Annotated in this window: 21 protein-coding genes; 10 read left to right on the forward strand and 11 right to left on the reverse strand. The window is 61.5% G+C overall.

Annotation, left to right across the window (positions count from 1 at the left end):
* Nucleotides 1-35: 35 nt before the first annotated feature.
* From ACCO56_RS21040 to ACCO56_RS21050, 3 genes are read right to left on the reverse strand one after another with little or no spacing between them, the layout of a single operon-like run.
* Entirely contained in the window at nt 36-1,214 is a 1,179-nt protein-coding gene (locus ACCO56_RS21040; RefSeq protein ID WP_433642810.1) for a hypothetical protein, read from the reverse strand.
* A 23-nt stretch (nt 1,215-1,237) separates the two neighbouring features.
* The gene (locus tag ACCO56_RS21045) at nt 1,238-2,821 is read right to left on the reverse strand and encodes an N-acyl-D-amino-acid deacylase family protein (protein ID WP_433642811.1); all 1,584 of its coding nucleotides are present in this window, start codon (nt 2,819-2,821) and stop codon (nt 1,238-1,240) included.
* A 6-nt stretch (nt 2,822-2,827) separates the two neighbouring features.
* Entirely contained in the window at nt 2,828-3,838 is a 1,011-nt protein-coding gene (locus ACCO56_RS21050) for a succinylglutamate desuccinylase/aspartoacylase family protein (protein ID WP_433642812.1), read from the reverse strand.
* An 80-nt stretch (nt 3,839-3,918) separates the two neighbouring features.
* Here ACCO56_RS21050 and ACCO56_RS21055 point away from each other — a divergent pair, with 80 nt between their 5' ends.
* Nucleotides 3,919-4,854, forward strand: coding sequence for an amidohydrolase family protein (locus ACCO56_RS21055; protein WP_433642813.1), 936 nt, complete (start codon nt 3,919-3,921; stop codon nt 4,852-4,854).
* Here the strand turns inward: ACCO56_RS21055 and ACCO56_RS21060 are convergent.
* Together ACCO56_RS21060 and ACCO56_RS21065 are read right to left on the reverse strand one after the other, a co-directional pair.
* Nucleotides 4,828-5,790: an ABC transporter permease gene (locus tag ACCO56_RS21060; RefSeq protein WP_433642814.1), complete on the reverse strand. Its 963-nt coding sequence runs from the start codon at nt 5,788-5,790 to the stop codon at nt 4,828-4,830. The genes ACCO56_RS21055 and ACCO56_RS21060 overlap by 27 nt on opposite strands.
* Nucleotides 5,787-6,749, reverse strand: a complete 963-nt coding sequence (locus tag ACCO56_RS21065) for an ABC transporter permease (protein WP_433642815.1) — start codon at nt 6,747-6,749, stop codon at nt 5,787-5,789. Before ACCO56_RS21065 ends, ACCO56_RS21060 begins: the two co-directional genes overlap by 4 nt.
* A gap of 71 nt (nt 6,750-6,820) precedes the next feature.
* Between ACCO56_RS21065 and ACCO56_RS21070 the strand changes: the two genes are divergently transcribed.
* Together ACCO56_RS21070 and ACCO56_RS21075 are read left to right on the forward strand one after the other, a co-directional pair.
* A complete protein-coding gene (locus ACCO56_RS21070) occupies nt 6,821-7,072 on the forward strand; it encodes a BrnT family toxin (RefSeq protein ID WP_433642816.1) in 252 nt (83 codons plus the stop codon).
* The gene (locus tag ACCO56_RS21075; protein WP_433642817.1) at nt 7,065-7,511 is read left to right on the forward strand and encodes a BrnA antitoxin family protein; all 447 of its coding nucleotides are present in this window, start codon (nt 7,065-7,067) and stop codon (nt 7,509-7,511) included. The genes ACCO56_RS21070 and ACCO56_RS21075 overlap by 8 nt, the downstream gene beginning before the upstream one ends.
* A 10-nt stretch (nt 7,512-7,521) precedes the next feature.
* On the opposite strand, the gene ACCO56_RS21080 is transcribed toward ACCO56_RS21075, so the two are convergent.
* The 3 genes from ACCO56_RS21080 to ACCO56_RS21090 all read right to left on the reverse strand — a co-directional run bounded on the left by ACCO56_RS21080 (nt 7,522) and on the right by ACCO56_RS21090 (nt 10,859).
* Nucleotides 7,522-9,030: a sugar ABC transporter ATP-binding protein gene (locus ACCO56_RS21080; protein WP_433642818.1), complete on the reverse strand. Its 1,509-nt coding sequence runs from the start codon at nt 9,028-9,030 to the stop codon at nt 7,522-7,524.
* Between the two features lie 19 nt (nt 9,031-9,049).
* Complete coding sequence (locus ACCO56_RS21085; RefSeq protein ID WP_433642819.1) at nt 9,050-10,102, reverse strand: ABC transporter substrate-binding protein; 1,053 nt, start codon at nt 10,100-10,102, stop codon at nt 9,050-9,052.
* Nucleotides 10,103-10,376: 274 nt separating this feature from the next.
* Nucleotides 10,377-10,859: an SRPBCC domain-containing protein gene (locus ACCO56_RS21090; RefSeq protein ID WP_433642820.1), complete on the reverse strand. Its 483-nt coding sequence runs from the start codon at nt 10,857-10,859 to the stop codon at nt 10,377-10,379.
* Between the two features lie 51 nt (nt 10,860-10,910).
* On the opposite strand from ACCO56_RS21090, the gene ACCO56_RS21095 reads away from it, so the two are divergent.
* Complete coding sequence (locus ACCO56_RS21095; protein WP_433642821.1) at nt 10,911-11,234, forward strand: ArsR/SmtB family transcription factor; 324 nt, start codon at nt 10,911-10,913, stop codon at nt 11,232-11,234.
* A gap of 15 nt (nt 11,235-11,249) precedes the next feature.
* On the opposite strand, the gene ACCO56_RS21100 is transcribed toward ACCO56_RS21095, so the two are convergent.
* Complete coding sequence (locus ACCO56_RS21100) at nt 11,250-12,056, reverse strand: MBL fold metallo-hydrolase (protein ID WP_433642822.1); 807 nt, start codon at nt 12,054-12,056, stop codon at nt 11,250-11,252.
* Between the two features lie 213 nt (nt 12,057-12,269).
* Here ACCO56_RS21100 and ACCO56_RS21105 point away from each other — a divergent pair, with 213 nt between their 5' ends.
* Together ACCO56_RS21105 and ACCO56_RS21110 are read left to right on the forward strand one after the other, a co-directional pair.
* Nucleotides 12,270-13,019 (forward strand): YebC/PmpR family DNA-binding transcriptional regulator, encoded by a 750-nt coding sequence (locus ACCO56_RS21105; RefSeq protein WP_433642823.1) that lies wholly within the window; start codon nt 12,270-12,272, stop codon nt 13,017-13,019.
* Complete coding sequence (locus ACCO56_RS21110) at nt 13,016-13,312, forward strand: SelT/SelW/SelH family protein (protein ID WP_433642824.1); 297 nt, start codon at nt 13,016-13,018, stop codon at nt 13,310-13,312. Before ACCO56_RS21105 ends, ACCO56_RS21110 begins: the two co-directional genes overlap by 4 nt.
* Nucleotides 13,313-13,516: 204 nt before the next feature.
* Here the strand turns inward: ACCO56_RS21110 and ACCO56_RS21115 are convergent, their stop codons facing one another.
* Complete coding sequence (locus tag ACCO56_RS21115; RefSeq protein WP_433642825.1) at nt 13,517-14,005, reverse strand: hypothetical protein; 489 nt, start codon at nt 14,003-14,005, stop codon at nt 13,517-13,519.
* A gap of 103 nt (nt 14,006-14,108) precedes the next feature.
* On the opposite strand from ACCO56_RS21115, the gene ACCO56_RS21120 reads away from it, so the two are divergent.
* The 4 genes from ACCO56_RS21120 to ACCO56_RS21135 all read left to right on the forward strand — a co-directional run bounded on the left by ACCO56_RS21120 (nt 14,109) and on the right by ACCO56_RS21135 (nt 19,057).
* Nucleotides 14,109-14,246 (forward strand): hypothetical protein, encoded by a 138-nt coding sequence (locus ACCO56_RS21120; RefSeq protein ID WP_433642826.1) that lies wholly within the window; start codon nt 14,109-14,111, stop codon nt 14,244-14,246.
* 187 nt (nt 14,247-14,433) lie between these two features.
* Nucleotides 14,434-14,901 carry a hypothetical protein gene (locus tag ACCO56_RS21125; RefSeq protein ID WP_433642827.1) on the forward strand — a complete coding sequence of 156 codons (468 nt, stop codon included), beginning with the start codon at nt 14,434-14,436 and terminating at the stop codon, nt 14,899-14,901.
* A gap of 203 nt (nt 14,902-15,104) precedes the next feature.
* The gene (locus ACCO56_RS21130; protein ID WP_433642828.1) at nt 15,105-18,050 is read left to right on the forward strand and encodes an amino acid adenylation domain-containing protein; all 2,946 of its coding nucleotides are present in this window, start codon (nt 15,105-15,107) and stop codon (nt 18,048-18,050) included.
* A 410-nt stretch (nt 18,051-18,460) separates the two neighbouring features.
* On the forward strand, nt 18,461-19,057 hold the full coding sequence (locus ACCO56_RS21135; protein WP_433642829.1) for a 4'-phosphopantetheinyl transferase family protein: 597 nt from the start codon (nt 18,461-18,463) through the stop codon (nt 19,055-19,057).
* A gap of 176 nt (nt 19,058-19,233) precedes the next feature.
* Here the strand turns inward: ACCO56_RS21135 and polA are convergent, their stop codons facing one another.
* On the reverse strand, nt 19,234-22,227 hold the full coding sequence (polA, locus tag ACCO56_RS21140) for a DNA polymerase I (protein WP_433642830.1): 2,994 nt from the start codon (nt 22,225-22,227) through the stop codon (nt 19,234-19,236).
* Between the last annotated feature and the right edge of the window lie 342 nt (nt 22,228-22,569).

A 22,569-nucleotide genomic window follows, 5' to 3' on the forward strand; every position in this document is an offset into this window, starting at 1 on the left:
CAGTCGCGAGCGGCAGGGGCCAGTTTTGGGGCAGGCTATTTAGCATCCAGCGCCTGCCTCACCCAATCCAGCCGCGCGGCGGGCACCAGTCCGTAATTGTAGAAATTGATGCCGACGCCGGCTTCGAGCGCCGGCTTCACCTTGGCCGCGAGGGCGCCCGCATCGGGCATCTCCGGATAGAACAGCCGATAGCCCGTGCCGAGGAATTTGTCCGGACCGAGCGCGGCTCGCCCGGCCGTGAGCAAGTCGGTCACGCCTTCGGGCGACATGTCGTAGGCGCAAAGGATCGCGCCGTCGCAGACCTTGCCGAGTGCGGCGAGATCGCAGCCGCCGAGCCATCCGTCCTTCAAGTCGATGATGACGACCTGCGTCGCGGGATCGGTCGCGGCGCGGATCTCGTCGACCAGGCTCGTCACCGGCTCGAAGCGCCACAGAAGATAGGCATGGAGTTCGGGCCAGGGGGCGAAGGTGTCGAGCCCGCTCGCCGGGAAATCGGGAAAGCGGCGCGCCGGCACGGCCCGCTCGCAGCTCTCGGCGATCCACTGGCGCACCAGCTTCCGCGCGGCCTCGCCGTCGACGCCGGCTTCGGTCGAGCGGGCGAGACAGGACGGGCAGAAGCAGAGCGACAGGAGGAAGTCGTCTTCCGGCGTCAGGCCGACGCCGTCCTTCTCGTGGTGATATTCATGCGCGAAGCCCATGAAGGACGGGCTTTCGAGTTCGATCCGGTCGGGCCTGTAGTTGCGGCTGATGTCCTGGACCATCACGCGCACATAGGCACGGGCATCGGGGTGCGACGGGCAAAGATTGTAATAGTTGGGGTCGCCGAAGGCGTTGCGGGTGACGGCGTGGGGATGGAGCATGCCGAGCCTGGTATTATGCAGGCAGACCGTCCAGCAGGAGATCTTCATGCCGCCCTGGTCGCGCCGACGGACGAGTTCTCGCAGCACATCTCCGCCCTTTTCGATCACGTCGGCGAGTTTCGGCTGGATGGCGACACCTTCCCAGAGGGTCTTGTCCGGCCGGAAATATATCGTGCCGTCTTCCGGGAAGTAGGCCTTGCGGCGCGGGCTTCTGGGCTGGAGGAAACGGCCGGCATGGTAGGAAGTCGCCAGGCTGATCGTGTCGAGCCCGGCGCGCTGCGTGAGCTCCCGTTCCACTGTCTCATAGCCGAGATCCTGGACGTCCCAGGGATAGGTCCACATCGATAGTGGCATGCGTTCTCCTCCGCAGGTTCTTTTCAAGGGATCAGCCTGCCGGGCAGGCTGCCGGTCAGTTGTCCATCCACGACCACCGCTTCGCCCCTCACGAAGACATGGCTGACGCCGGTGGCGAAGCGCACGGGATCGTCGAACGTCGCGAGGTCGTCGATCTCAGCGGCGAACAGGGTGAGGTCGGCCACGAGGCCCTCGCGTATCACCCCGCGATCGGCCAGATTGAAGCGCTGCGCCGGCGCCGAGGTCATGCGCCGTACCGCGTCCTCGATCGGGAACCAGCCCTGGCGCACCAGCCTGCCGGCGAAGCGCGCGAAGGATCCGAAGCCGCGCGGATGCGGGCGCGTGCCGGCGCGCGGCAGGCCGTCGGAGCAGGCGAGATGCAGGCGGTGCGTGCAGGCGGCGTGAAGGTCGCCCTCGTCGAGCTGAAAGAGCACGATGCCGGTCTCGCCGCCATCCTCGAGGATCAGCCGCGCCATGAGGTCGAAGGGCTCCATGCCCTCCGACGCGGCGGCATCGGCGATCGAGCGCCCTTCGAAGTGCTTCAAGGCGGCAGTGCCGATCGCCGAGAGACGGACATTCTCCCAGCCGATCAGCGAGACCTTCGATTGACGATGCGGATCGTCGCCGCCTTCCTCGACCCAGCGGCGCAGCTCTGTCCGGGCCGCGGGATCGGCGAGGCGTCGCGCGAGCGCGGCATGGCCGCCGGCCAGCGCCTCGGGCGGCAGGAGCTGGAGCAGATAGGTGCTGCCTGCCGGGTAGGGATACATGTCGAAGGAAACATCGAGCCCTTCGTTCCTCGCCGCCTCCAGCCTTTCGATGACTTTGGGCACATTGCCCCAATTGGGCCTGCCGGCCGATTGCAGATGGGAAAGGAGGCCGGCCGCTCCGGCTTCCCGCAATATCGCCAGGAACTCTTCGGTAGAAGCGATCAGCCCGCCCTCGTAGCTGCGCACATGGGCCGTGAGCAGCTTCCCGTGATCGCGCACAATTTCGGCAAGTGCCACCAACTCCGCCTCGTCGGCATAGGCGCTGGGCGGATAGACGAGGCCGAGCGACAAGCCGGCGGCGCCTTGTTCGAGCTGCGCCCCCAGTAGGCGCTGCATGGCCCGGCGTTCCCTGGCGGTCGCCGCACGCGGTTCGTAGCCCATGACGGCGAGGCGCAGCGCAGCGTGGCCGACGAGCGATACGACATTGAGCGCCGTGCCCCTGTCTTCCAGGGCTCTGCGGTAGCCGGCAAGGTCGTCGAAGATCTCGCTGTCGGCAGTCTTGCCGAGCAGAGCCCCGAAATGCTCGGCAAGAAGCGCGCGCGACCCGGAGGCGGCCGGATAGAGCGAGAAGCTGCAATTGCCGACGACGACCGTCGTCACGCCCTGCAGGATCTTCTCCGGCCGTTGCGGCTCGCGAAGCGTGATCAGATCGTCATGGCAATGGGCATCGATGAAGCCGGGTGCGAGATAGCGGTCGCCGGCGTCGATCACCGTTGCGCCCTCGACCGGCAGGCCGGGCGCCACGGCCGCGATGCGGCCGTGGCCGATGCGCAAGTCCGCCCGGAACCAGGGCGCGCCGGTTCCGTCGATGATGCGGGCGTCCCGGATCACAATATCCATATGCTCTCAGTTCCCGACAGGCTCCGCCACCTGGATCAGGCAGTCGCCGGCCTCGCAATGTGTATGCAGCCTGCGGGAGATCACGATGCCGCCTTCGGCGAATAGCAACGGCTCCTCCGGCGCTTCCAGCCTTTCGAGATCATGGTACCAGCCGGCGAGATCGCCCACGGCGACACGCGCGCCCAGCCGAACGGCAGGCTCGTACCAGCCCCGGCGCGTGGCATAGATGCCTTGGCTGTGCCGGGCAAGCGAAAGAAGCTGCATCGGGCCCTCCGGCGGTTTCGCGGGACCGAGCACCGGCCCGTCCATGATGTTGGCGGCGACCAGCAGGCTGTCGATGGCGCGGGCCGTCAGCGCCATGCTGTCCACCGTCGCGGTGCCGCCCCCGCCGAATTCTCCGCTGACACCGATCGCCCCTGCTCGCCGCGCCGCGCCCATCGAGGTCGGTGCGGCCGGCCCGTTCTCGGCAATGAAGCCATAGGGCATGCCGAGCGACCGCATCAATTGCAGTGCCTGTTCATGCCGGTCGGGATCGCCGTTGCGCTCGATCAGCGCCGTGGCCAGATGCTCCATGGAAGTGCCGCCCGAATGGATGTCGAAGACGATGTCGTGGCGCGGGAAAAGCTCGCTTTCCAGGAAATGCGCCAGCCGCCACGTCGGCGTGCCCGTGGGATCGCCGGGAAAGGCGCGGTTGAGATTGCCTCCGTCGAGCGGCGAGCAGCGCTTCGCCGCCATCACAGCGGGCGCATTCGCCATCGGCAGGATGGTGACGCGGCCGCGAATGCGGCCTGGCTCGAGCCGGCGTATCAGCCTGGCCAGCGACAGCTCGCCTTCATATTCGTCGCCGTGATTGCCGGCCATCAGCAGCACCGATGGACCATCGCCGTTGCGGACGAGGCAGATCGGCACCTTCACCTGATAATAGGGGGAGCGGTCGATCGAAAAGGGGATGCTCAGGAAGTCGATCGTCTTGCCGTCGCGATCGAAATCGAGCTGATGGACGAGGCCGGTATGCATGGGTCAATCTCCGATGGGGAAACAGCAGGATGCCTCGCCGGTCTGCCGGTGATATTCCTGCGGTAAAGGAGAGGGAAGGCGTGCCAATCTATTCCGGTCCGATCATCGACGCTCATCACCATCTGTGGGATCTCGACCTGCATCGCCATCCCTGGCTCGATGCAGCGGCTGCGCAGCGCGGCGGTTTGGGCGATCTCGAACCGCTGCGCCGAAACTACCTGTCCGAAGACTACCGGCGTGACGCGGCGCGCCATGCTGTCGTTGCGACGGTACATGTCGAGGCCGGCTGGCGGAGCGACGATTCTCTCGGTGAGACGCGCTGGCTGGAGACGCTCGACAAATCCACCGGGGTCCCCGCGCGCTACGTCGCACACGTTCCATTGGCGAGCCCGCACGCAGCCGAGCTGATCGACGCGCAGGCGGCTTTCGATCGCGTCGTCGGGATTCGTGACATATTGAGCTGGGATCCCGATCCCGCCCGGCGATTCGCCGCGCGCGACGGCATCATGGACGAGTCGGCATGGCGCGCCAGCCTTGCCTTGCTCGCGCGTCGCGATCTCGTCTTCGACCTCATGGCGTTTCCCCGCCAGCTCGCCGCCGCGGCGCGGCTTGCGGCGGACTTTCCGGACCAGCCTTTCGTGGTCAATCATTGCGGCAGCCCGATCGACCGCGACGAGGAAGGCATGCGGCGCTGGCGCGAAGGGCTCGCGATCCTGTCGCGCCGGGAAAACGTCGCGATCAAGATTTCCGACCTGGTCGCTTACGATCACGACTGGACCCTCGACAGCCTGCGGCCGGTCGTCATGCATTGCATCGACTGTTTCGGGCCCGAGCGCGCCATGTTCGGCAGTGACTTCCCGGTCGCCGGCCTGCATGCCACCTTTGACGAGGTGTACGATTCCTTCAAGGAGATCACCGCCGGCTTCTCCGAAGCGGAACAGCGCGCGCTGTTCTTCGGCACGGCGCAACGCATTTATCGTGTCGATACCTCATCGTCGGGCGGCCTCGCGACCTGAAAACAGCAGCAGCCCGAGAATCAGCGAGCCGAAGAGAATGCTGCGCCAGCCCGGCGAGGCGTTCACCACGGTTATGAGGGCGGTGATCGTCACCAGCAGGATCGCTCCGGGCATCGTGCCGGCATAGGTGCCGAGCCCGCCCAGGATCGAGGTGCCGCCGAGCACGACGGCGGCGATCGAGGCGAGCAGATAAGGATCGCCGATGCCGACATAACCCTGGCCGTTCATGCCGAGCACGAGAACGCCCGCCAGCCCCGCGGTGAAGCCGCTGATGCCGTAGACCGCGATGGTGGTGGCCGGGATCGGCACGCCGGACAGTTCGGCGGCGCGCTGGTTCGCCCCGAGCGCGAAGACACGGGCGCCGAACGGCGTCGCATGCATCAGCACCAGCACAGCGGCCGAAACGACCAACCAGAGCACGACGCCCGCCGGAATGCCGAGCGGGCGGGCATTGCCGAGCCAGCTTACCAGCGGGTTCTGGACGGAAACGGCGCTGCCGCCTGCGAGGATGATCAACAGCCCTTGCAGGAAGGTCGCCATGGCGAGCGTCATGATCATCGGGTGGACACGCAGGAAGGCGACCCCCAAGCCGTTGACGAGGCCTATCGCCGAGGTCATGGCGAGCACGAGCAGCACGGCTGACAGTCCCGTCGGGTCGGCCTGCCAGCCGAGCAAGGGCAGTCCCACGGCGCTGACGGTGACGATCGCGGCGACGGAAAGGTCGATGCCGCCGGCGATCACCACGAAGGTCTGGCCCGCCGCGACGAGGCCGATCACGGCGGCGAGTTCCACGAGATAGCGCAGATGGCCATAGGCGCCGAAACCACGGCTGAAGATGCTGGCGACGACCCAGACCGCCGCCACGACGGCAAAGGTGAGGAAGGGGCGGCTGCGCAGGACGGCAAGCGCACGGGCTTGGGCGGGAACGCTGCTCATCTCTGCACCTTGCGGAATTGCGGGATCGCGACCGCGCCGATGATGATCAGGCCTTGCGCGACATACTGGGCAACGGGCGTGAAACCGAGGAAGAACATGACGGAGATCATCAGGCTCAAGAGCAGGCTGCCGGCCAGCGCGCCGCGCATCGTTCCCTGGCCACCGAGGAAACCGATGCCGCCGAGCACGGCCGCCGCGATCGAGTTCAGCGTGAAGGCCGTGCCGATCACCGGATCTCCGGAGCCGGTCTGGGCGGCGACGAACAGGCCGGCGCCGGTCGAAAGCAGTCCGCTGATCGCATAGGCCGCGATCCGCGCGGCATCGACCGGGACGCCGGAGCGATAGGCGCCGACAGGATTCTCGCCGGCGGCATAAAGGCTCAGGCCCAGCGGCGTGGCGAGATACAGCTTCCATAGAAGCACGATCGCGACGAGGATCAGGAAGCCTGCAGGCGTGTTGCCGGCGAGGAGGTCGGACAGCCAGGCGGGGATCGAGCCTCCGGGGCGCGGCAGGATGAGGAGTGCCGCTCCGCCGACGATGAAGGAGCCGGCAAGGGTCACCACGATGGCCGGAAGGCGCAGTTTCACCACGATCAGGCCGGTCGCCGCGCCGAAGGTCAGGCCGGCAAGCGCTACAGCCCCCACACCGCCGGCCACGCCGAGCGGCCCGGACATGGTGGTGGCTGCAATGACCGCGCCGAGGCTGACCGTCGCGCCGATGGCGAGGCTGATGCCCCCGGCCAGCATGAGAATAGCTTGCGCCATGGCGACCAGCGCCAAAGGGAACCAGCTCTGCGTGAACTTGGCGAAACCTGACAGGGAGAACAGGCCGGGGAACAATATGCCATAGGCGACGAAGAACGCCGCGACGACAACGAAAAGACCGCGCACCCCGGCATTGCGGCGCGCTTGGACGGGCCAATAGAGTGGTCCGGCGGCGGTGGGCTCCACGGTGCTCATGCCGTCATCTCGACAGTTGACTTTTCTGACCTTTTTCGTACATACAAAAATCTAGAAATGCGTGGGTGGGGATGGAAATCATCTGGGATGAGCGGAAGCGAACAAGCAATCTCGCCAAACATGGCTATGACTTCGCCGATCTGTCCGGGGTATTTTTCGAAACCGCGATGGAACTGGGTACCTACGGTGGCCGACGGCTCGCGATCGGCCGGTTCGGCACAGGCTCTATCGTCGTAGTTTACCGGCCACTGGGCTCGGAAGCCATTTCCGTCATTTCCATGCGACCCGCCGACAGGAAGGAAAGGAGCCGCGTCCATGACTAAGCGATGGCCTTGCTTTGTGACCAAGGACCTCGGCGGTCCGAACGGCGAATGGTCGGATGCCGACGAGGCCGAACTGTATCGTCGTTGGGAAACATACGACCGAGAGATGAGGGCGCTAATTGCCGCGGGAGGCGTCCACCAGGATGATGATGGATGGTGGGTCGACGATACCACCGGGGAATTGATCGGACCCGATCCCGAAATTGAGCGGCCTTTAACCCAACAGGAACTAGCCAGCGCAAGGCCCTTTGCGGAAGCCCAGCCTGAGATATATGCCGCCATACAGCGCAACAAGGTCGGTCGACCTAAAAGCGAAAACCCGAAGCAGGCAGTGACCATTCGTCTCGACGCGGATGTTGTCGGCCGGCTGAAGGCGGGTGGCAAAGGTTGGCAAACACGCGCCAATGATTTGTTGCGCAAGGCGGTTGGGCTGAAATAGGCGGAAGCTGTCACGCCGTCGCCCTCGCACGGTCGCTGCCGAGCGCGGCGGCCACGATAGCCTCCTCGCTCAGCGCCTCGCGCTCCAGCGTGGCGGCGATGCGGCCGCCGCGCACCACTGCGACGCGATCGCACAGATGCACGAGTTCGGGCGTGTCGGAACTGAGAAGCACGACAGCCTTTCCGGCCGCTGCGAACTGGCGGAGCATGATGTAGATCTCGCGTTTGGTCTCGACGTCGACGCCGCGCGTAGGGTCGTTGAGGAGCAGCACCAGCGGATCGTGCGGCATCCATTTGGCCAGGGCGACCTTCTGCTGGTTGCCGCCGGAGAGTGCCTGGGCTTGGCGCTGGAGATCGCCCCTGATGGCGAAGCGCGTTGCAAGCTCCTTGCCGAGCGCGCGCTCCCGGCCGCGGCTGCGCAGCTTCAGCGCCGGCATGCGCGCGAAGGCCGGCAGCATCAGATTGGTCAGGATGGAATGGATGAGGTGCAGGCCCTCGCGCTTGCGGTCCGCCGGGACGTAGGCGAGGCCGAGCCGGTTGGCTTTCGGTACGCTGGCCGGGAGGCCGGACTTGCCGGCGAAGACCGCCGTCGCGGACTTGGCTGGAAGCGCGCCGTAGAGGCCGAGGAGCAGGTCTTCCTGGCCCTGGCCGACAAGCCCCCCGACGCCGAGGACTTCGCCGGCTTTCACCTCGAGATCGACGTCGCGCATCTGCCCGGCTGCAAGACCCCTGACGGAAATCGCCGGGGTTTTGCCCGGCGAAGGATGCCAGGAGGGGAAAAGATCGCCGGGATCGCGGCCCACCATCAGGCGCACCAGGCCGGTCGTGTCGGTGCCGGCCAGAGGACGATCGGCGGTGCAGGCGCCGTCCTTCAGCACGGTGACGTGCTGGCAGAGCGCCATCACCTCGTTCAGCCGGTGCGAGATGTAGAGAATAGCGATGCCTTCGCGGCGGAGGCGCCCCAATAGATCGGTGAGGATCCTCGTCTCGGTCGCCGACAGCGAGGAGGTTGGCTCGTCGAGGATAAGCACGCGCGGCTTGCGGTAGAGCGCCTTCGCGATCTCCACCATCTGCCGCCGGCCGAGCGACAATTCGCCGACAGGAGTGGACGGTGCTTCATGCAAACCGACCAGTTGGCAGGCGGCCTTCGCACGTGCGGCGAGCGCCGGATAGTCGACCATGCCGAAACGCCTGGGATAAGCTCCAAGCCCGACGTTCTCGGCGATCGACAGGCTGGATGTCAGGCTCAGCTCCTGCTGCACGACGGCGATGCCGGCACGCCGCGCCTCGGGCGGCGTCATGCGCGGCAGGGAGCATCCGTCGACCTCGATCGTCCCGCCGTCCGGCGGCAAGGCCCCGGACAGGAGATTGATGAGGGTCGACTTGCCCGCGCCGTTCTCGCCGAGCAGCGCGTGGACGCGGCCCTGCACGAGCGAGATGGAGACATCGCGCAGGACGGGGTTGCCGAAGAATGATTTCGACACCCCCCGCGCGGCGAGAAGCGGAGCTTCGCTAGCCACCTGTGCCGGCCTCTCGGGCTTACTGCTCGGCGAGCAGCTTGTCGAACAGGGCCTGATCGTAAGGCGAATAGATGTAGCCGTCAGCCGGGAAATCGGCTGCCCGGGCGAGATATTCGTCGATGTTCGAATTGTCGATCACCGGCAGCGGAATTTTTACGAAGCTCGGGATGTCCTTGCCTTCGAGCGCCTGGACGGCGACATAGGTTGCGAAGGCGCCGAGCCAGTTGGGCTGCATCGTGGCCCAGCTCTTGAGGCCTTTTTCCTTCCAGAGTTCGAGGAACTGGCGGGCATTCTCGCCGGTGATCGGCACCTGTTCGCGTCCCTGCTTGTCGAGCGCCAGCACGGCGCCGGCCGAGAGCGCGCCGCCGAGCGACAGGATACCGTCGATTTCCGGATTGGCGAAGAGAAGGCTGGTCACCGCCTCCTGCGCCGGGGCGACGTTATAGGCAGTGTTGGTCTCGGCGAGGATCTTCACGTCCGGATTGGCCTTGAGCACGGGTTCGGCACCCTTGCGACGGTCGTCGGATACGGAGACGCCGGCCGGGCCGTTGAGGACCAGTATGTTGCCCTTGCCGCCCATCTGTTCGATCAGGAACTTGGCGGCTTGCTCGCCCCATTGCGCGGAATCGGTGTTGACCTTGGCCGTCACGTCGTCGGTGTCGACGAGACTGTCGAAATTGATGATGGCGATGCCCTTGGCGCAGGCGTCGGCCAGCACGCGGGCCGGCGCGGTGGAGGAGCCGGCGATGAGGATGATTGCGTCGACATCGGAATCGATCATCGACTGGATCTGCTGGATCTGGACGTTGGCATCGCCCTGCGCGTCGGTGACGACGAGCTTGTCGACCAGGCCTTTCGTCTTCAACTCCTCGACCTGGGCCTCGATCGTGCCCTGGGTCTGCTTCATCCAGGTCGGCACGGAATAGATGTTGGCCCAGCCGATCGTGTAGGGTGCCTTGCGGTCGCCCTTGACGCATTTGGCGGCAGCTTCGGCCTGCGAGACGCCGCCGAGGCTCAGCACGAGGCCGAGGCAAAGGGCGCTCACGGATGCGAAGAATGACGATTTGAGCATGTTGTTCCCCTCCAAGTTTGCGCCTCAACGTGGTGGGACGGGACGATAAACCTCCGGCTCCCCTGAGGGGAACCGCCTCCTCCGTCCGGTCTGCACACGTCGGGGCCATCACGTCCAATATACCGGACATGATGCCTGTATATCGGACAAATGGATGCTAGACGTGCCCTCTGGGGATTTCAAGCGCCTTAAAAGATCGTCCGGCAAGAAAGGGAACGCGAGACAGGAATTTGGGGGAGGGGCGCCAGCCTCCTCCTCCATGCGCGGCGCATTGCTATAGGTTGGTTTCGCTGGCGCGCTCGCCGCGCATCTCGCTGCGGTAGAAGCCCTCGCGCAGGTTGATGCCGTATTCGAGATAGGCCTTCATCGAGCACAGCATCTGCGTCCAGCCCCCGCAATTGAGATAGGACTTCTCCAGCCCGTTTTCCCCTTCGCGCCATCCGGACTCGGCGATGGTGACCATGGTGCCGCCGTCGTCGAGCGCCTCGAAGTTCATTTCGATGCGCGTCTTGTAGGCCGGCTCGCCCTCCTGGACGCTGGCGTCCCAGCGCAGCACGATGCGTTTGTCCTTCGTCACCTCGTCCACTTCGACGGGCACGTCGCCCCACCAAGTCACTGTCGTGCCCGTGGTGAGCGGAGCGCTCGCTCCGCCGATCGTCGTGAAATAGCCGCTGAGCTTGGTCGGGTTGACCACAGCGTCGAACACTTCCGCAACCGGTTTTCCGATGCGGCCGGAAATCCTGAAACCGAGAGACATCGCTACCTCCTTTTGCTTGTCTGTCGCCACAATGTGTTATAAAAACATAACATGTCAAGCGAATCGAAAGATGATCGTGTTTTCAAAGCCTTGTCGCATCCGCGTCGACGGCAGTTGCTCGATCTTCTCAGGGATCAGCCGCGAACGACGGGGGCGCTTTGCGAGGCGTTTCCGGAGATGGACCGCTGCACCGTGATGCAGCATCTCAAGGTCCTGGAGGAGGCCGAACTGGTCATAGCCCGGCGCGAGGGGCGCGAGCGCTGGAACCACCTCAACGCAATGCCGATCAAGCAGATCCATGACCGCTGGATCAGCGAATACGCGACTCACGCCGTCAGCATCCTCGACCGGCTCAAGGCCGACCTGGAGCGGTGAGTTTTCAGCCTTCGCTCAGACGCCTTCGAGGATGATGATCGTCGGACGCTGCGGAAGGCTCCTTGTCGAGAGGGTCAGGAAAGGGCTGTCACGGAAATCCACGGCGAAGCCCTCGCCCATCCTGAGGGTGAACTCCTCGATCGGGGTGGAATGCCGGTGCATCGGCAGCACGACCGACGAGTAGAGTCGCTTGGTGATCTCCTGCATGTTGGCCAGCGATTGCGTCATGCCGCCGTCCACCGGCACCATGACGACATCGAGCCGGCCGATCGCGGCATAGTGTGCGTCCTCGAGATTATGATGGAGGTGGCCGAGATGACCAATGCAGAGACCTGCCACCTCGAAGATGAAGATGGAATTGCCGTCCTTCTCCATCTGGTCGAAACGACGGATGTCGGTCGGCACGTTACGGATATAGACATCGTCGACCACGAGCCGATGCTTGGCCGGCCCGCCCTCGGGATTCCAGCCGCGCAGCACATATTCGATGCCGGCCTCGGGCAGGTCCGTGTAGTGGGTGCGGTGCGCCTTGTTCATGGTGACCACGCGCGGCAGCGGGTCGGTGCCGTAGACGCCGCTATAGTCGGTGGCGATGCGCACGCCGGCCGGCGTCTCGATGACGTAGGTGGAATGGCCGGCATAAGTGAGCTTCACCTCGCCTTCGCTCGTGCCGCCCGCCGGCGTGAAGTTCACATAGGTCGCATTGGGCAAGGCATTGGCCATCGCGACGCAATGGCTCGGGACCGGCTCATCCTGGGCGCGGGCCGCGGAAACGCCGAGCAACGTCGCCGTTATCGCGGCGAAGATCAGGGACATGCGCATGGGGCATCCTCCTCCGACGGAACTGCCGCGATGGCGCGGCAGTCAGATGAGCGAGTATGGCAAGCCGGCGCCATGATCGCGTAGTCACGTTTTCGCGAGACTTTTGCCGATCGCGAGCGGTGAGGAATGCGGGCCAGACTGGACCTTTGACGCCAAAATAACTATAAGGCGCGCCATTCCAGACAATATCGAAACCGTCGTCACAGGGGTTCCATGGCCGGCCATTCACAGTTCAAGAACATCATGCATCGCAAGGGCCGTCAGGATGCGGCCCGGTCGAAGATGTTTTCCAAGCTCGCGCGCGAAATCACGGTTGCAGCCAAGACCGGCACGCCCGACCCGGCGATGAACCCGCGCCTGCGACTGGCTGTCCAGAACGCCAAGGCGCAATCGATGCCGAAGGACAACATCCAGCGGGCCATCAACAAGGCTGCCGGCGGGGAAGGCGAAAACTACGAAGAGGTGCGCTACGAGGGATATGGCCCGGGCGGCGTGGCGTTGATCGTCGAGGCGCTGACCGACAACCGCAATCGTTCGGCCTCCAATGTGCGTGCCGCCTTCACCAAGGCCGGCGGTTCGCTCGGCGAAACCGGCTCCGTGTCCTTCATGTGGAACCGCGTCGGTGAAATCTACTATCCCGCATCCGCCGGTGACGCCGACAAGGTCATGGAAGCGGCGATCGAAGCCGGCGCCGACGACGTTCAGTCGGACGACGAGGGCCACACCATCCTTTGCGCCTTCGAAAGCGTGGGCGAGGTCTCCAAGGCTCTCGAGGCCGCACTCGGCGAGGCCGAGAGCGTCAAGGTCATCTGGCAGCCGCAGAACACGGTGCCGGTCGACGAGGAACGCGCCCAGTCGCTGATGAAGCTGGTCGCCACGCTCGAGGACGACGACGACGTGCAGAACGTCTACGCCAATTTCGAGGTGGACGACGAGACAATGGCCAAGCTCAGCGCCGCATGACCGATCGGCCGAAGGTCCGCATAGACTATTGCACGCAATGCCAATGGCTGCTGCGCGCCGGTTGGATGGCGCAGGAGCTTCTGTCGACCTTCGGCACCGATCTGGGCGAAGTGGCGCTCGTGCCCGGCACGGGCGGCATCTTCACGATCACCTGCGATGACCAGCTGGTGTGGGACAGGAAGCGCGACGGCGGCTTCCCCGATGCCGCCAGGCTCAAGCAGCTTGTGCGTGACGTGATAGACCCCGGCCGCGCCCTCGGTCATTCCGACCGGAAGAAGCCGCCGGCGGAATGATATCATGGGCGGTCGATCTTTGATCGGTCGCGAGACGCCCTCACTGTCCTGCCGGACATCTCTCCCCGCAAGCGGGCGAGAGACGCCGGCCGCTTGGGTTTCGCCAGTCGCCAACGTTGGTGATTGGCGAAAGTGGAAATGACAGCGTCCTTCTCCGGTTTTTTCTCCAGCCCATAGCATTGGCCTAGGTGATAGCAATGGCGATCAGGCCCCTCGGAGGTTGACACGCACGCGACGACATCGTGGTGACCTCCGTGGTCGCAGCAGCGCCAAGGCGTTGACGGCGATAAAAACAAGCCCGGATAGTTCAAACAGAACGTTAAGGCGATGGCCGAGAAACCGGCGGTCGATTAGAACATCGAAGTGGTGAAATCCGACAGCCCTGACCGCTACGAAGCCGGCCACGAATGCAAGTCCGAGTATCGCCAGACCGTTCCGCCGCAAGCATCCACGCATTAGCCACAAAACTAAGGCGAGGAACAGGGTAGCCACAGTGACAAGCCCGATGATGAAATTCCGCTGGAAAGCCCGTCGCTCTTCATACCAACCTTGAAGTTGGGACAGGCAGCGTCCGCCTGCCGTCAGCATGGATTGCAGGTCTAGCTGCTTGTTCACTCCAAGCCCCAGCATTGCGAGCATAACAAATCCCCAGAAAACCCGTTCGCGGCCGCGCTGTGCGCGCAGCAGAGCCATAAAGCCCAACGCCGCACAGGCAGCGTATGCGACGACCGTCGCCCAACCAGCGACAGTTGGGTCACCAATCTGAGGCGACCATCGGTTCCCTACGCAAGTCGCAATGATTGATAACTCGATTTCATTTGCAATGCCCGGCGTTGGTATGGCGTCTGCCCTGGCCGAACTGGCGCATCCGGCAGTCAAGGTCGAGAAAAGGATCAATCTGGCGACAAATGCTCGCAAAGCCTATAGCCCTTAGACTTCGGTGCGGCGTGATGATAGAAAATAATAACAGAACTACGCAAAGTATTCTACTGCTATGGCATTGCGCCATACTGCATCAGGTCAGTACGATACTGGAGATCACCGTCAGGAGACACTCCGTCGCAAACATTTATCCGGGGAATGCTCTCCGCAACTACGACAAAGCACCCGAAGGAGAAAATATGAGCAAGGTGTCTAATGAAATTATGGACGTTGTAGCCGGTTTCATCACCCGTGTCGCCTCCGGCGTCCTTGCTCCGGCGGGCCTTACGCCGCACGAGGTCATTCTCGCCTCGCATATCCAGATGGGCAACAAGGAGAAACACCCGCAATCGGTTTCATCCTTGGCGAATTTGCTGGGCGTCCATCGGGACAAGGTGGAAAATATCCTTAAGAGTCTGACAAAGAAGGGAGTCTTACGGATGATCCCGCAAGGCCAAGGGCGACCGACACAGGTTCAGTTTCCAATCGCGCCGATCCCGAAATACATCTCCGAATATTATGGTGCTTTCGCTTCGGAGATCGTGCGAGCTGCCTGTGAGTTGATCAGGAATGATCAAGCTTTCGCAGAAAAAATGGCCTACGTTTTGCTGGAAATTTCCAATAAGGACCAAGATATTGCGGAAAGGATAAGAAGTATAATGAGTTGATGCTTGCCGCATTCCGGCATGTTCCCCAATTGACAAATATATATACTTGTCAGCAATCTAAGCGCCCGATCTAACAAAAATACTTATCAGATCTCGCGGGGGATGATAAAGCGGCCTATGCTGGCGAGGTGTCGACCGCAGTCCCGCCATGCAGTCAAGCCTCAATATATCCCTGCTAGTTCAGAAAGCGATCTGAGGCTTATATGATTAGGCAATTACTACCTGATCCTACAACAACTCTGACGTTTACTGGATCATCGTTAATCTTTGATTCATTTCTACATCAAGCAAATGCTTCTCCAAACGCCACGGCGTTGGTATACCGCAACGAGCATTGCTCATACGGTGCGCTAGAGCAGATAAGTCGGGGTGTTGCAAATGCGCTATTGGCACGGCACATTCGCTCCCACGACAGAATATTGATCGTATCAGATCGCAGTCCAGCACTTGTTTTTGCAATTTTAGGCGCAGCTAGGGCGGGTGTACCGTTTAGTGTAGTGGACGCAGCCTACCCGAAAGCGCGAATTGCTTCTGTCGGGGACATTTTGGAGCCATCTGTAGTTCTGATATGCGGAGGCATTCCCGTAGACGCTGCTACCTATCTTCCAAAGTCGTGCGTCGAGAAATGTGCCACGTTAAGAATCTCAGAAAGGCCTCGCGCCACCTTAGAGGCTTTTAGTCTTTCCGACGGCCAAAATAAAAGCGCCGACTTAGATCCGAATAGACCTGCCTATATCGTATTCACCTCTGGCAGCACTGGACAGCCGAAAGGCGTTGTGACTGGACATGCGCCGCTATGTCATTTTGTGGATTGGCACGCACATGAACACCATCTGTCGCGAGATGACAGATTCTCTTTGCTTTCCGGCCTCAGCCATGACCCGATATTTAGGGACATCTTCACGCCGCTTTCTATAGGAGCCTCGCTGCATATTCCTGATCAGAACACCATCTCAGATGCGCCTCAGCTAACGAATTGGTTCCTTAAAGAGCAAATTTCAGTGGCCCATCTCACGCCGGCAATGGGTGAGATCATAATTATGGGGGCAGAGGGGAAATCGTTAAGGTTTAGTGCGTTGAGGTATTTATTTTGGGGTGGCGACGTTCTGACCCAGCGAACTTATAGTGGCCTATACAAGATTGCCCCAGATGCCAAACAGATAAATTTCTATGGCACTACCGAAACTCCGCAAGCGATGGCTCATTTTGAAGTGCCTTCTCAGTCTAGCGGGATACGCAAATACCCCATCGGACACGGTATCGCTGATGTTCAGGTACTCGTAATGCGGGACACCGGGACGTTGGCCGAGGTTGGCGAACTTGGAGAGGTCTGGATACGCACTCCCTATCTTTCTCGCGGGTACATAAACGATAAAGACGAGACACAGGCTAAGTTTATCATAAATCCTTTTACAAACGCAGCGCGTGATATTTGTTACCGGACCGGCGATCTCGGCCGATACTTGCCAGATGGGGACGTTGAGTTCGTAGGCCGCGCGGACGATCAAGTAAAAATACGCGGGTTTCGCGTCGATCCAGCCGAAGTTTCGGCGGCGTTGGCATCTATTAGCGGGATCAAGCAAGCTGCTGTTTCAGCTAGAGATGATGCGCTGGGGACCAGACAGCTTGTCGGCTATTTCACCAGAGAACGAGATTCTGACATCAGCAGCCGACAAGTCCGAGAATTGTTGGAACAAGTCCTCCCGTCCTACATGGTTCCCGCGTCAATCATTCGTTTGGAAAACTTTCCGCTGCTCCCGAACGGCAAGATAGATAGACTGAAATTGACGAATCTGGAGGAGGCTCCTGAACAGTCAGATTACATCGCTCCAGCCGATGATATTGAGCGCACTTTAGCAAAAATTTGGCAGGATGCATTGGGTCTTGAGAGAGTAGGGGTGACCGAGAGTTTTCTTGCGCTTGGTGGAGACTCGCTCAGTGCAATGCAAGCTCTGATTCGCATGAGAAAGCATGGGATTTCCACCGAGGTCGCAAGGGGAATTTTTCAAGGCAGAACGATTAGACAGATTGCCCAGAACGACCTTATTGCGTCTCAATCCGAACTATCGTCGGATGCCAAGAGAAATCTTAATCTCAATATTGTGAGAGGCGTATTATTAGCTCTCAACGTTGCTAACCACTGGATGCCGGGATTTCTCATGCGATTTCCCTTGAAAGCACCTTTTTTGGAGCACGCACTTGCTGTCTTATTCAACGTTGCTACTCCGGGATTTGCATTTGTCTTCGGAGTTACCTTAGGGAACATTTACTACCCGAAGTATCGAACCAGTCCCGGAAAAACAATAAAATTACTTTTGACCGGAACTTGGATGTTAGTGGCCGGCATCGTCATAATGGTGGCAGGGGCAGCTGCGTCCGATCGAGAGCACCTTACTCTTTGGTCGCTATACGCAGGCGGAGTTGGTCCGTTGCAATACTACGCGATTGCTCTCGCAACCGCTCCAATATGGTTTCTCATAATATCTGCTTCGAGATCCGAATATCTATCATGCATCGGTCTGATGGTGCTGTTCTATTTCCTATTTAAACTGGCGGAAGGAGTCAATGACTCAGATGCACCTGAAATATTTAATCTTCTATTGGTTGAAAAGTTTAGTTACTTTAACATGTCAGTTGGGGCGTTGGCTGGAATACTAGCGGGAATTTACCTGCGGCGGCATTTCAACGAAAATATGGCAGCCAAGAGCCTGATCGTGGGGATTGTCAGCATGCTAGCAGGATTACTAATACTGTATACACGCTCCGGTACGCTACAGTCCATGTATGGGAACGGCGGAGACATGGGTATGTGGCGGTGGACCTTCTACATTGGTACCGTGTTTGTTCTAGCCAGCGGAGTTTCAGTCCTGGTTCGCAGACTGACAGAGCTATCCACATCGGCTCGAGTCTGCCTCCAGGCCGTTGCCGCATTTGGCCAATGTACGCTTCCAATTTTTGTGCTCCACTTGCTGGTGTTGAATCTTAAAGATGTTCTAGAGGCTTCTGGTATTCCAGAATTGCTAGCCATGTGTGTTGTGCTTGGAATATTCTTCACAATTTCTGTTTGGGTTGTGAGCCAGGTTTATCAGTTGTGTTACGGACCAGCGGGTTCTTTTTCCGAAGGCGTCGTAGTTCAGCAACCTGCCTGATTTCGCTGACCTGCTATGTCAATCGTTGGTTTAGGCTCTTGGCTGTCGTGGGCCGGATTGCACCCTTGCAACGGCAATTCCCAGAAAGCCGTCCGGTGGCCAATTTTGGAGAAACATGGGAGGGGATCACGTCGACCACGAAGTGCCTGCCTACCGATGACACGGCGATCATTGCCGGGCCTCTCGACTCCATTCGCAGCACCCCTACCGACGAATCCTGCTCGGCAGACAGAACGGATGTTCTCCCCTCGGCAATATGCCGATGTCAGAGCAGTGGCATTGCATCTGATCTGATACCCAGGTCTGATCAGATCTTGGCTGTGTGGCTTGGCGCAGTCGCGCCTTCGGGGACAGCAATCGCCGCTGGATCAATCCAACCGATTCGGCCATTCGATCGTCGTGAGGCCGCTATGGTGGCGAACGCAGTGGTCAAACGTCGCCACGAATTCCTTACGGGGCGCGCGCTCGCCCGTCGTGCTCTCGCAGATCTCGGATGCCCCCCGGTCGCAATTGGCGTCGGAGATTGGGGTGTGCCGATCTGGCCCGACAGCTACATTGGCGCGATAAGTCACTCTGGCGACCTGTGCGTAGCGCACATAGCCAGAACGCGGGACTTGGTCGGTATCGGAGTAGACATCGAGCAAATTAGGGCGCTGCCTCCCAATATATGCGCGCAGGTTTGTTCACGAGAGGAGTGGTGCCGTGTCTCGTCCCGAGAGACTTCGGACATCCTTGCCGCTACGCTGTGCTTTTCCGCCAAGGAGGCTGTCTACAAAGCCTATTTCCCGGCCGCCCGAGTCTTTCTAGAGTTCACTGATGTTTATCTAGAGGTTAATTGGCGGCGCAATGCCTTCTCCGCTTCGCTTAGCAGCGACAAGCCCGGTGTGTCGGGCCAACGGGTTTTCGAAGGACGTTTTGCTCGCATTGGCAATCATATCGCGACAGCGGTTTGGATAGCCTCCGCCGCGTTCGTGGTTGCCGTGCCGTTTCATCACCTGTTCTATTAGTCTTTGGCTCGACTTGCAGGGTATATGGACCTTGCCCTTACGACTTCCGCGACACGGGGAGAAGTGGCCGGCAGGCCGATGAGGGTTTGCCGACCTCAAGCCTTATTTGCCGGTGGCATGCCCCACCGCTTGTCCCAACCGATGCCGGGCCCCCGGCAGCATTCCAGCCCCCGGTATCAATGCGCCTCGTCCCAATTGTCGGCCGAGCGCGCATCCACCTGGAGCGGCACCGCGAGTGCGATCGCCGGCATCGCGGCATGTTCCATCACTTGGCGGATGACGGGGATCGTCGCCTCCACTTCGCTTTCCGGCGCCTCGAAGATCAGCTCGTCATGCACCTGAAGCAGCATGCGAGCAGAGAGCCCGGCCTTCTCCAATGCCGGTTCGATGCGCACCATGGCGCGGCGGATGATGTCGGCCGCCGAGCCCTGGATCGGCGCGTTGATGGAGGCGCGCTCGTTGAAGGCGCGCACAGACGGGTTGGAGGAACGGATTTCGGGGTAGTGGATTCTCCGCCCGAAGACCGTCTCGACATAACCGTTCTCGCGGGCCTGCGCCTTGCTTTTTTCCATATAGTCCCGGATCCCGGGGAAGCGCTCGAAATAGCGCTTGATGTACTCGCTCGCTTCCTCGCGCGGTATCGAGAGCTGGTTCGACAGGCCGAAGGCAGAAATGCCGTAGATGATGCCGAAATTGATCGCTTTGGCGCGGCGGCGGACCTCAGACGGCATGCCGTCGACGGGAACACCGAACATCTCCGAGGCGGTCATGGCGTGAATGTCGACGCCGCTTTCGAAAGCTTTCGTGAGTTGCGGAATTTCGGCGATATGGGCCAGCACGCGCAACTCGATCTGGCTGTAGTCGGCCGAGATGAGTTTGTTGCCCTTTTCCGCGATGAAGGCGGCGCGGATCTTGCGCCCTTCGGCCGTGCGCACGGGAATGTTCTGCAGATTGGGCTCGGAAGAGGAGAGCCGCCCCGTCGTGGTTGCCGCGAGCGCGTAGGAGGTATGGACACGCCCCGTCTGAGGGTGGACGTAGCCGGGCAGCGCATCCGTATAGGTGGATTTAAGCTTCGTGAGCTGGCGCCAGTCGACGATCTTGCGCGGCAGCTCATGTCCCTCGGCGGCGAGGTCTTCCAGCACCTGTGCGGATGTCGACCATTGCCCGGTCTTGGTCTTCGAGCCACCCGGCAGGCCCATCTTGCCGAACAATATGTCTCCGAGCTGCTTGGGCGAACCGATGGTGAAGCGGTCCCCGGCAAGCACGTAGATCTCGTCTTCCAGTCGCGCTGCTCCCTGGGCCAGGTCGCCCGAGAGCCGCGCCAGGATCTGGCGATCGATGGCGATGCCGCGCTGTTCCATGCGTGCCAGCACAGGGATGAGCGGGCGTTCCAATCGCTCGTAAACGGAAACGACGCCCTTTGCCGCGAGGCGCGGCTTCAGGACATGCCAAAGCCGCAATGCTATGTCGGCGCTCTCCGCGGCATAGCAGGTCGCCCTGTCGATTTCGACAAAGTCGAACGCGGTGAAGGACTTGCCGGAGCCGGTCAGCGACTTCGAGTCGATCGGAGTGTGCCCCAGCCATTTCTCCGAAAGAGAATCCATGCCGTGCCCGCCGGCTGTACCGCCGTCGAGCACGTAGGAAACCAGCATCGTGTCGTCATAGGACACGACTTCGATGCCATGGCGATTCATGACCACGACATCGTATTTGAGGTTCTGGCCGATCTTGAGGACGGATCTATCCTCCATCAGCGGCTTGATGGCATCGAGCGCTTCCCGGATCGCGATCTGGTTCTCGACAAGCCCGCCGCCGAGCAGATCGCCTTGCCCGTTCTTGTGGGCGAGGGGCACATAGGCGGCCCGGCCCGGCCGTACCGCGATCGAGAGGCCGCAGAGTTCGGCCTGCATCGGGTCGAGCGACGTCGTCTGCGTATCGAAGGCGAAGAGCCCTGTCTCCCGAGCTTCCGCCACCCACGCCTGCAAGGTCGGCAGGTCGCGGATGCAATCATAGGCGTTGACGTCGAACTTGGCGGAGACCGCCGATTCTGCCCGCAATGCCGCCAGCATCGACGGCGATGTGGGATCGGTTGCGCCGGCGGGTGCGGTGGGCGGGCCGTCGTCGGCCACTACGGGAGTGCCCCGCCTGCCCTGCGCTCCGTCCGTCGGAGCGGCCTCGATCTCGGCCGTCAGCGCGATCGTGCCGGCGCCGACATCCGGCCCGTGTGCATCGGCACCGGCTTCGACCGGGACCGCGGCCGGCTCGACCGCTGCCGGATCCGTTGACGTCGCCTCGGCGACGCGGCGGGTGAGGGTGGAGAACTCCATCGTCTTGAGGAAGGCGATGAGCTTCGGCCCGTCCGGCGGCTGCAGGACGAAGTGCTCCAGCGCCTCCGTCACCGGCACGTCGTTCTTCAATCGAACGAGTTCGCGCGAGATCAGTGCCTTGTCCGTATTGGCGATAATCGACTCGCGGCGCTTCTCCTGTTTGATCTCCGAAGCGCGCGCCAGGAGCGTGTCGAGATCGCCGAACTGCTCGAGCAACTGCGCGGCGGTTTTCGGCCCTATGCCCGGCACCCCCGGCACGTTGTCGATGGAGTCGCCCGTCAGCGCCTGCAGGTCGATCATCTTTTCCGGCGGCACGCCCCATTTCTCGACGACCTCGGGAATCTTGATCTCCCGGTCTTTCATCGGGTCGTACATGGCCACGGTCGGACCGACGAGCTGCATCAGGTCCTTGTCGGACGACACGATGGTGGTGTCGCCGCCCGCCTCGCAGGCCAGGCGTGCATAGGTGGCGATCAGGTCGTCGGCCTCGAAGCCTTCCATCTCGATGCAGGGCAGGCCGAAGGCGCGCGTGGCATGGCGGATCAGGCCGAACTGCGGGACGAGATCCTCGGGCGGGGCGGATCTATTGGCCTTGTATTCTGGGTAGAGATCGCTGCGGAAGGTTTTCGACGAATAATCGAAGATGACGGCAAAATGGGTGGGCGCGACACCGACATCGGTATTGCGCGCATCACAAATGAGCTTCCACACCATATTGCAGAAACCCAGGACGGCGCTCGTCGGCAGCCCGTCCGATTTCCGGTTCAGCGGCGGAAGAGCATGGTAAGCACGGAAGATGTAGCCGGAACCGTCTACAAGGAAAAGATGATCGCCTTTTTTCATGGGGCAACGGGTAGCGTGCGCGCCGGAGCCTGTCCATTGGAAACAGGCGCGACATGTCAGGAGACTGGCATTTCGGCTCACGTGTTTGTTACAAAGATGTAATCTTCGTGCCCTTGAAACGCCACCTTCTCAACGCCAGATAACGCGCATCGGCAAGTTTTTTGCCGAGTCCGGATCGAAGGCCCGTCCCCCGCCTAGGCCGGACAGTGCGGCAGCCTCATCCCCCTCTCCGGGCTGCCGCATCATTTCGTAAAGCGCCGCCGTGGTTCCCCTCCACCACGGCGGCTTTTTTATATGCAAGCCCGTCGGGCTTTTCGTCTTTCGCTACCATCGCTAGTTTAG

The organism is Mesorhizobium sp. 1B3, assembly GCF_050958605.1.
Taxonomy (GTDB): domain Bacteria; phylum Pseudomonadota; class Alphaproteobacteria; order Rhizobiales; family Rhizobiaceae.

Excerpts from the sequence above, each read along its gene's own strand:
- ACCO56_RS21095 (WP_433642821.1), top strand. The coding sequence starts at position 10,911 with ATGTCAAGCGAATCGAAAGATGATCGTGTTTTCAAAGCCTTGTCGCAT.
- ACCO56_RS21120 (WP_433642826.1), top strand. The coding sequence starts at position 14,109 with ATGATTGATAACTCGATTTCATTTGCAATGCCCGGCGTTGGTATGGCG.
- ACCO56_RS21125 (WP_433642827.1), top strand. The coding sequence starts at position 14,434 with ATGAGCAAGGTGTCTAATGAAATTATGGACGTTGTAGCCGGTTTCATC.
- ACCO56_RS21065 (WP_433642815.1), bottom strand. The coding sequence starts at position 6,749 with ATGAGCACCGTGGAGCCCACCGCCGCCGGACCACTCTATTGGCCCGTC.
- ACCO56_RS21070 (WP_433642816.1), top strand. The coding sequence starts at position 6,821 with ATGGAAATCATCTGGGATGAGCGGAAGCGAACAAGCAATCTCGCCAAA.
- ACCO56_RS21050 (WP_433642812.1), bottom strand. The coding sequence starts at position 3,838 with ATGCATACCGGCCTCGTCCATCAGCTCGATTTCGATCGCGACGGCAAG.
- ACCO56_RS21115 (WP_433642825.1), bottom strand. The coding sequence starts at position 14,005 with ATGGCTCTGCTGCGCGCACAGCGCGGCCGCGAACGGGTTTTCTGGGGA.
- ACCO56_RS21040 (WP_433642810.1), bottom strand. The coding sequence starts at position 1,214 with ATGCCACTATCGATGTGGACCTATCCCTGGGACGTCCAGGATCTCGGC.
- ACCO56_RS21075 (WP_433642817.1), top strand. The coding sequence starts at position 7,065 with ATGACTAAGCGATGGCCTTGCTTTGTGACCAAGGACCTCGGCGGTCCG.
- ACCO56_RS21045 (WP_433642811.1), bottom strand. The coding sequence starts at position 2,821 with ATGGATATTGTGATCCGGGACGCCCGCATCATCGACGGAACCGGCGCG.
- ACCO56_RS21135 (WP_433642829.1), top strand. The coding sequence starts at position 18,461 with ATGGTGGCGAACGCAGTGGTCAAACGTCGCCACGAATTCCTTACGGGG.
- ACCO56_RS21130 (WP_433642828.1), top strand. The coding sequence starts at position 15,105 with ATGATTAGGCAATTACTACCTGATCCTACAACAACTCTGACGTTTACT.
- ACCO56_RS21085 (WP_433642819.1), bottom strand. The coding sequence starts at position 10,102 with ATGCTCAAATCGTCATTCTTCGCATCCGTGAGCGCCCTTTGCCTCGGC.
- ACCO56_RS21090 (WP_433642820.1), bottom strand. The coding sequence starts at position 10,859 with ATGTCTCTCGGTTTCAGGATTTCCGGCCGCATCGGAAAACCGGTTGCG.
- ACCO56_RS21100 (WP_433642822.1), bottom strand. The coding sequence starts at position 12,056 with ATGCGCATGTCCCTGATCTTCGCCGCGATAACGGCGACGTTGCTCGGC.
- ACCO56_RS21060 (WP_433642814.1), bottom strand. The coding sequence starts at position 5,790 with ATGAGCAGCGTTCCCGCCCAAGCCCGTGCGCTTGCCGTCCTGCGCAGC.
- ACCO56_RS21110 (WP_433642824.1), top strand. The coding sequence starts at position 13,016 with ATGACCGATCGGCCGAAGGTCCGCATAGACTATTGCACGCAATGCCAA.
- polA (WP_433642830.1), bottom strand. The coding sequence starts at position 22,227 with ATGAAAAAAGGCGATCATCTTTTCCTTGTAGACGGTTCCGGCTACATC.
- ACCO56_RS21105 (WP_433642823.1), top strand. The coding sequence starts at position 12,270 with ATGGCCGGCCATTCACAGTTCAAGAACATCATGCATCGCAAGGGCCGT.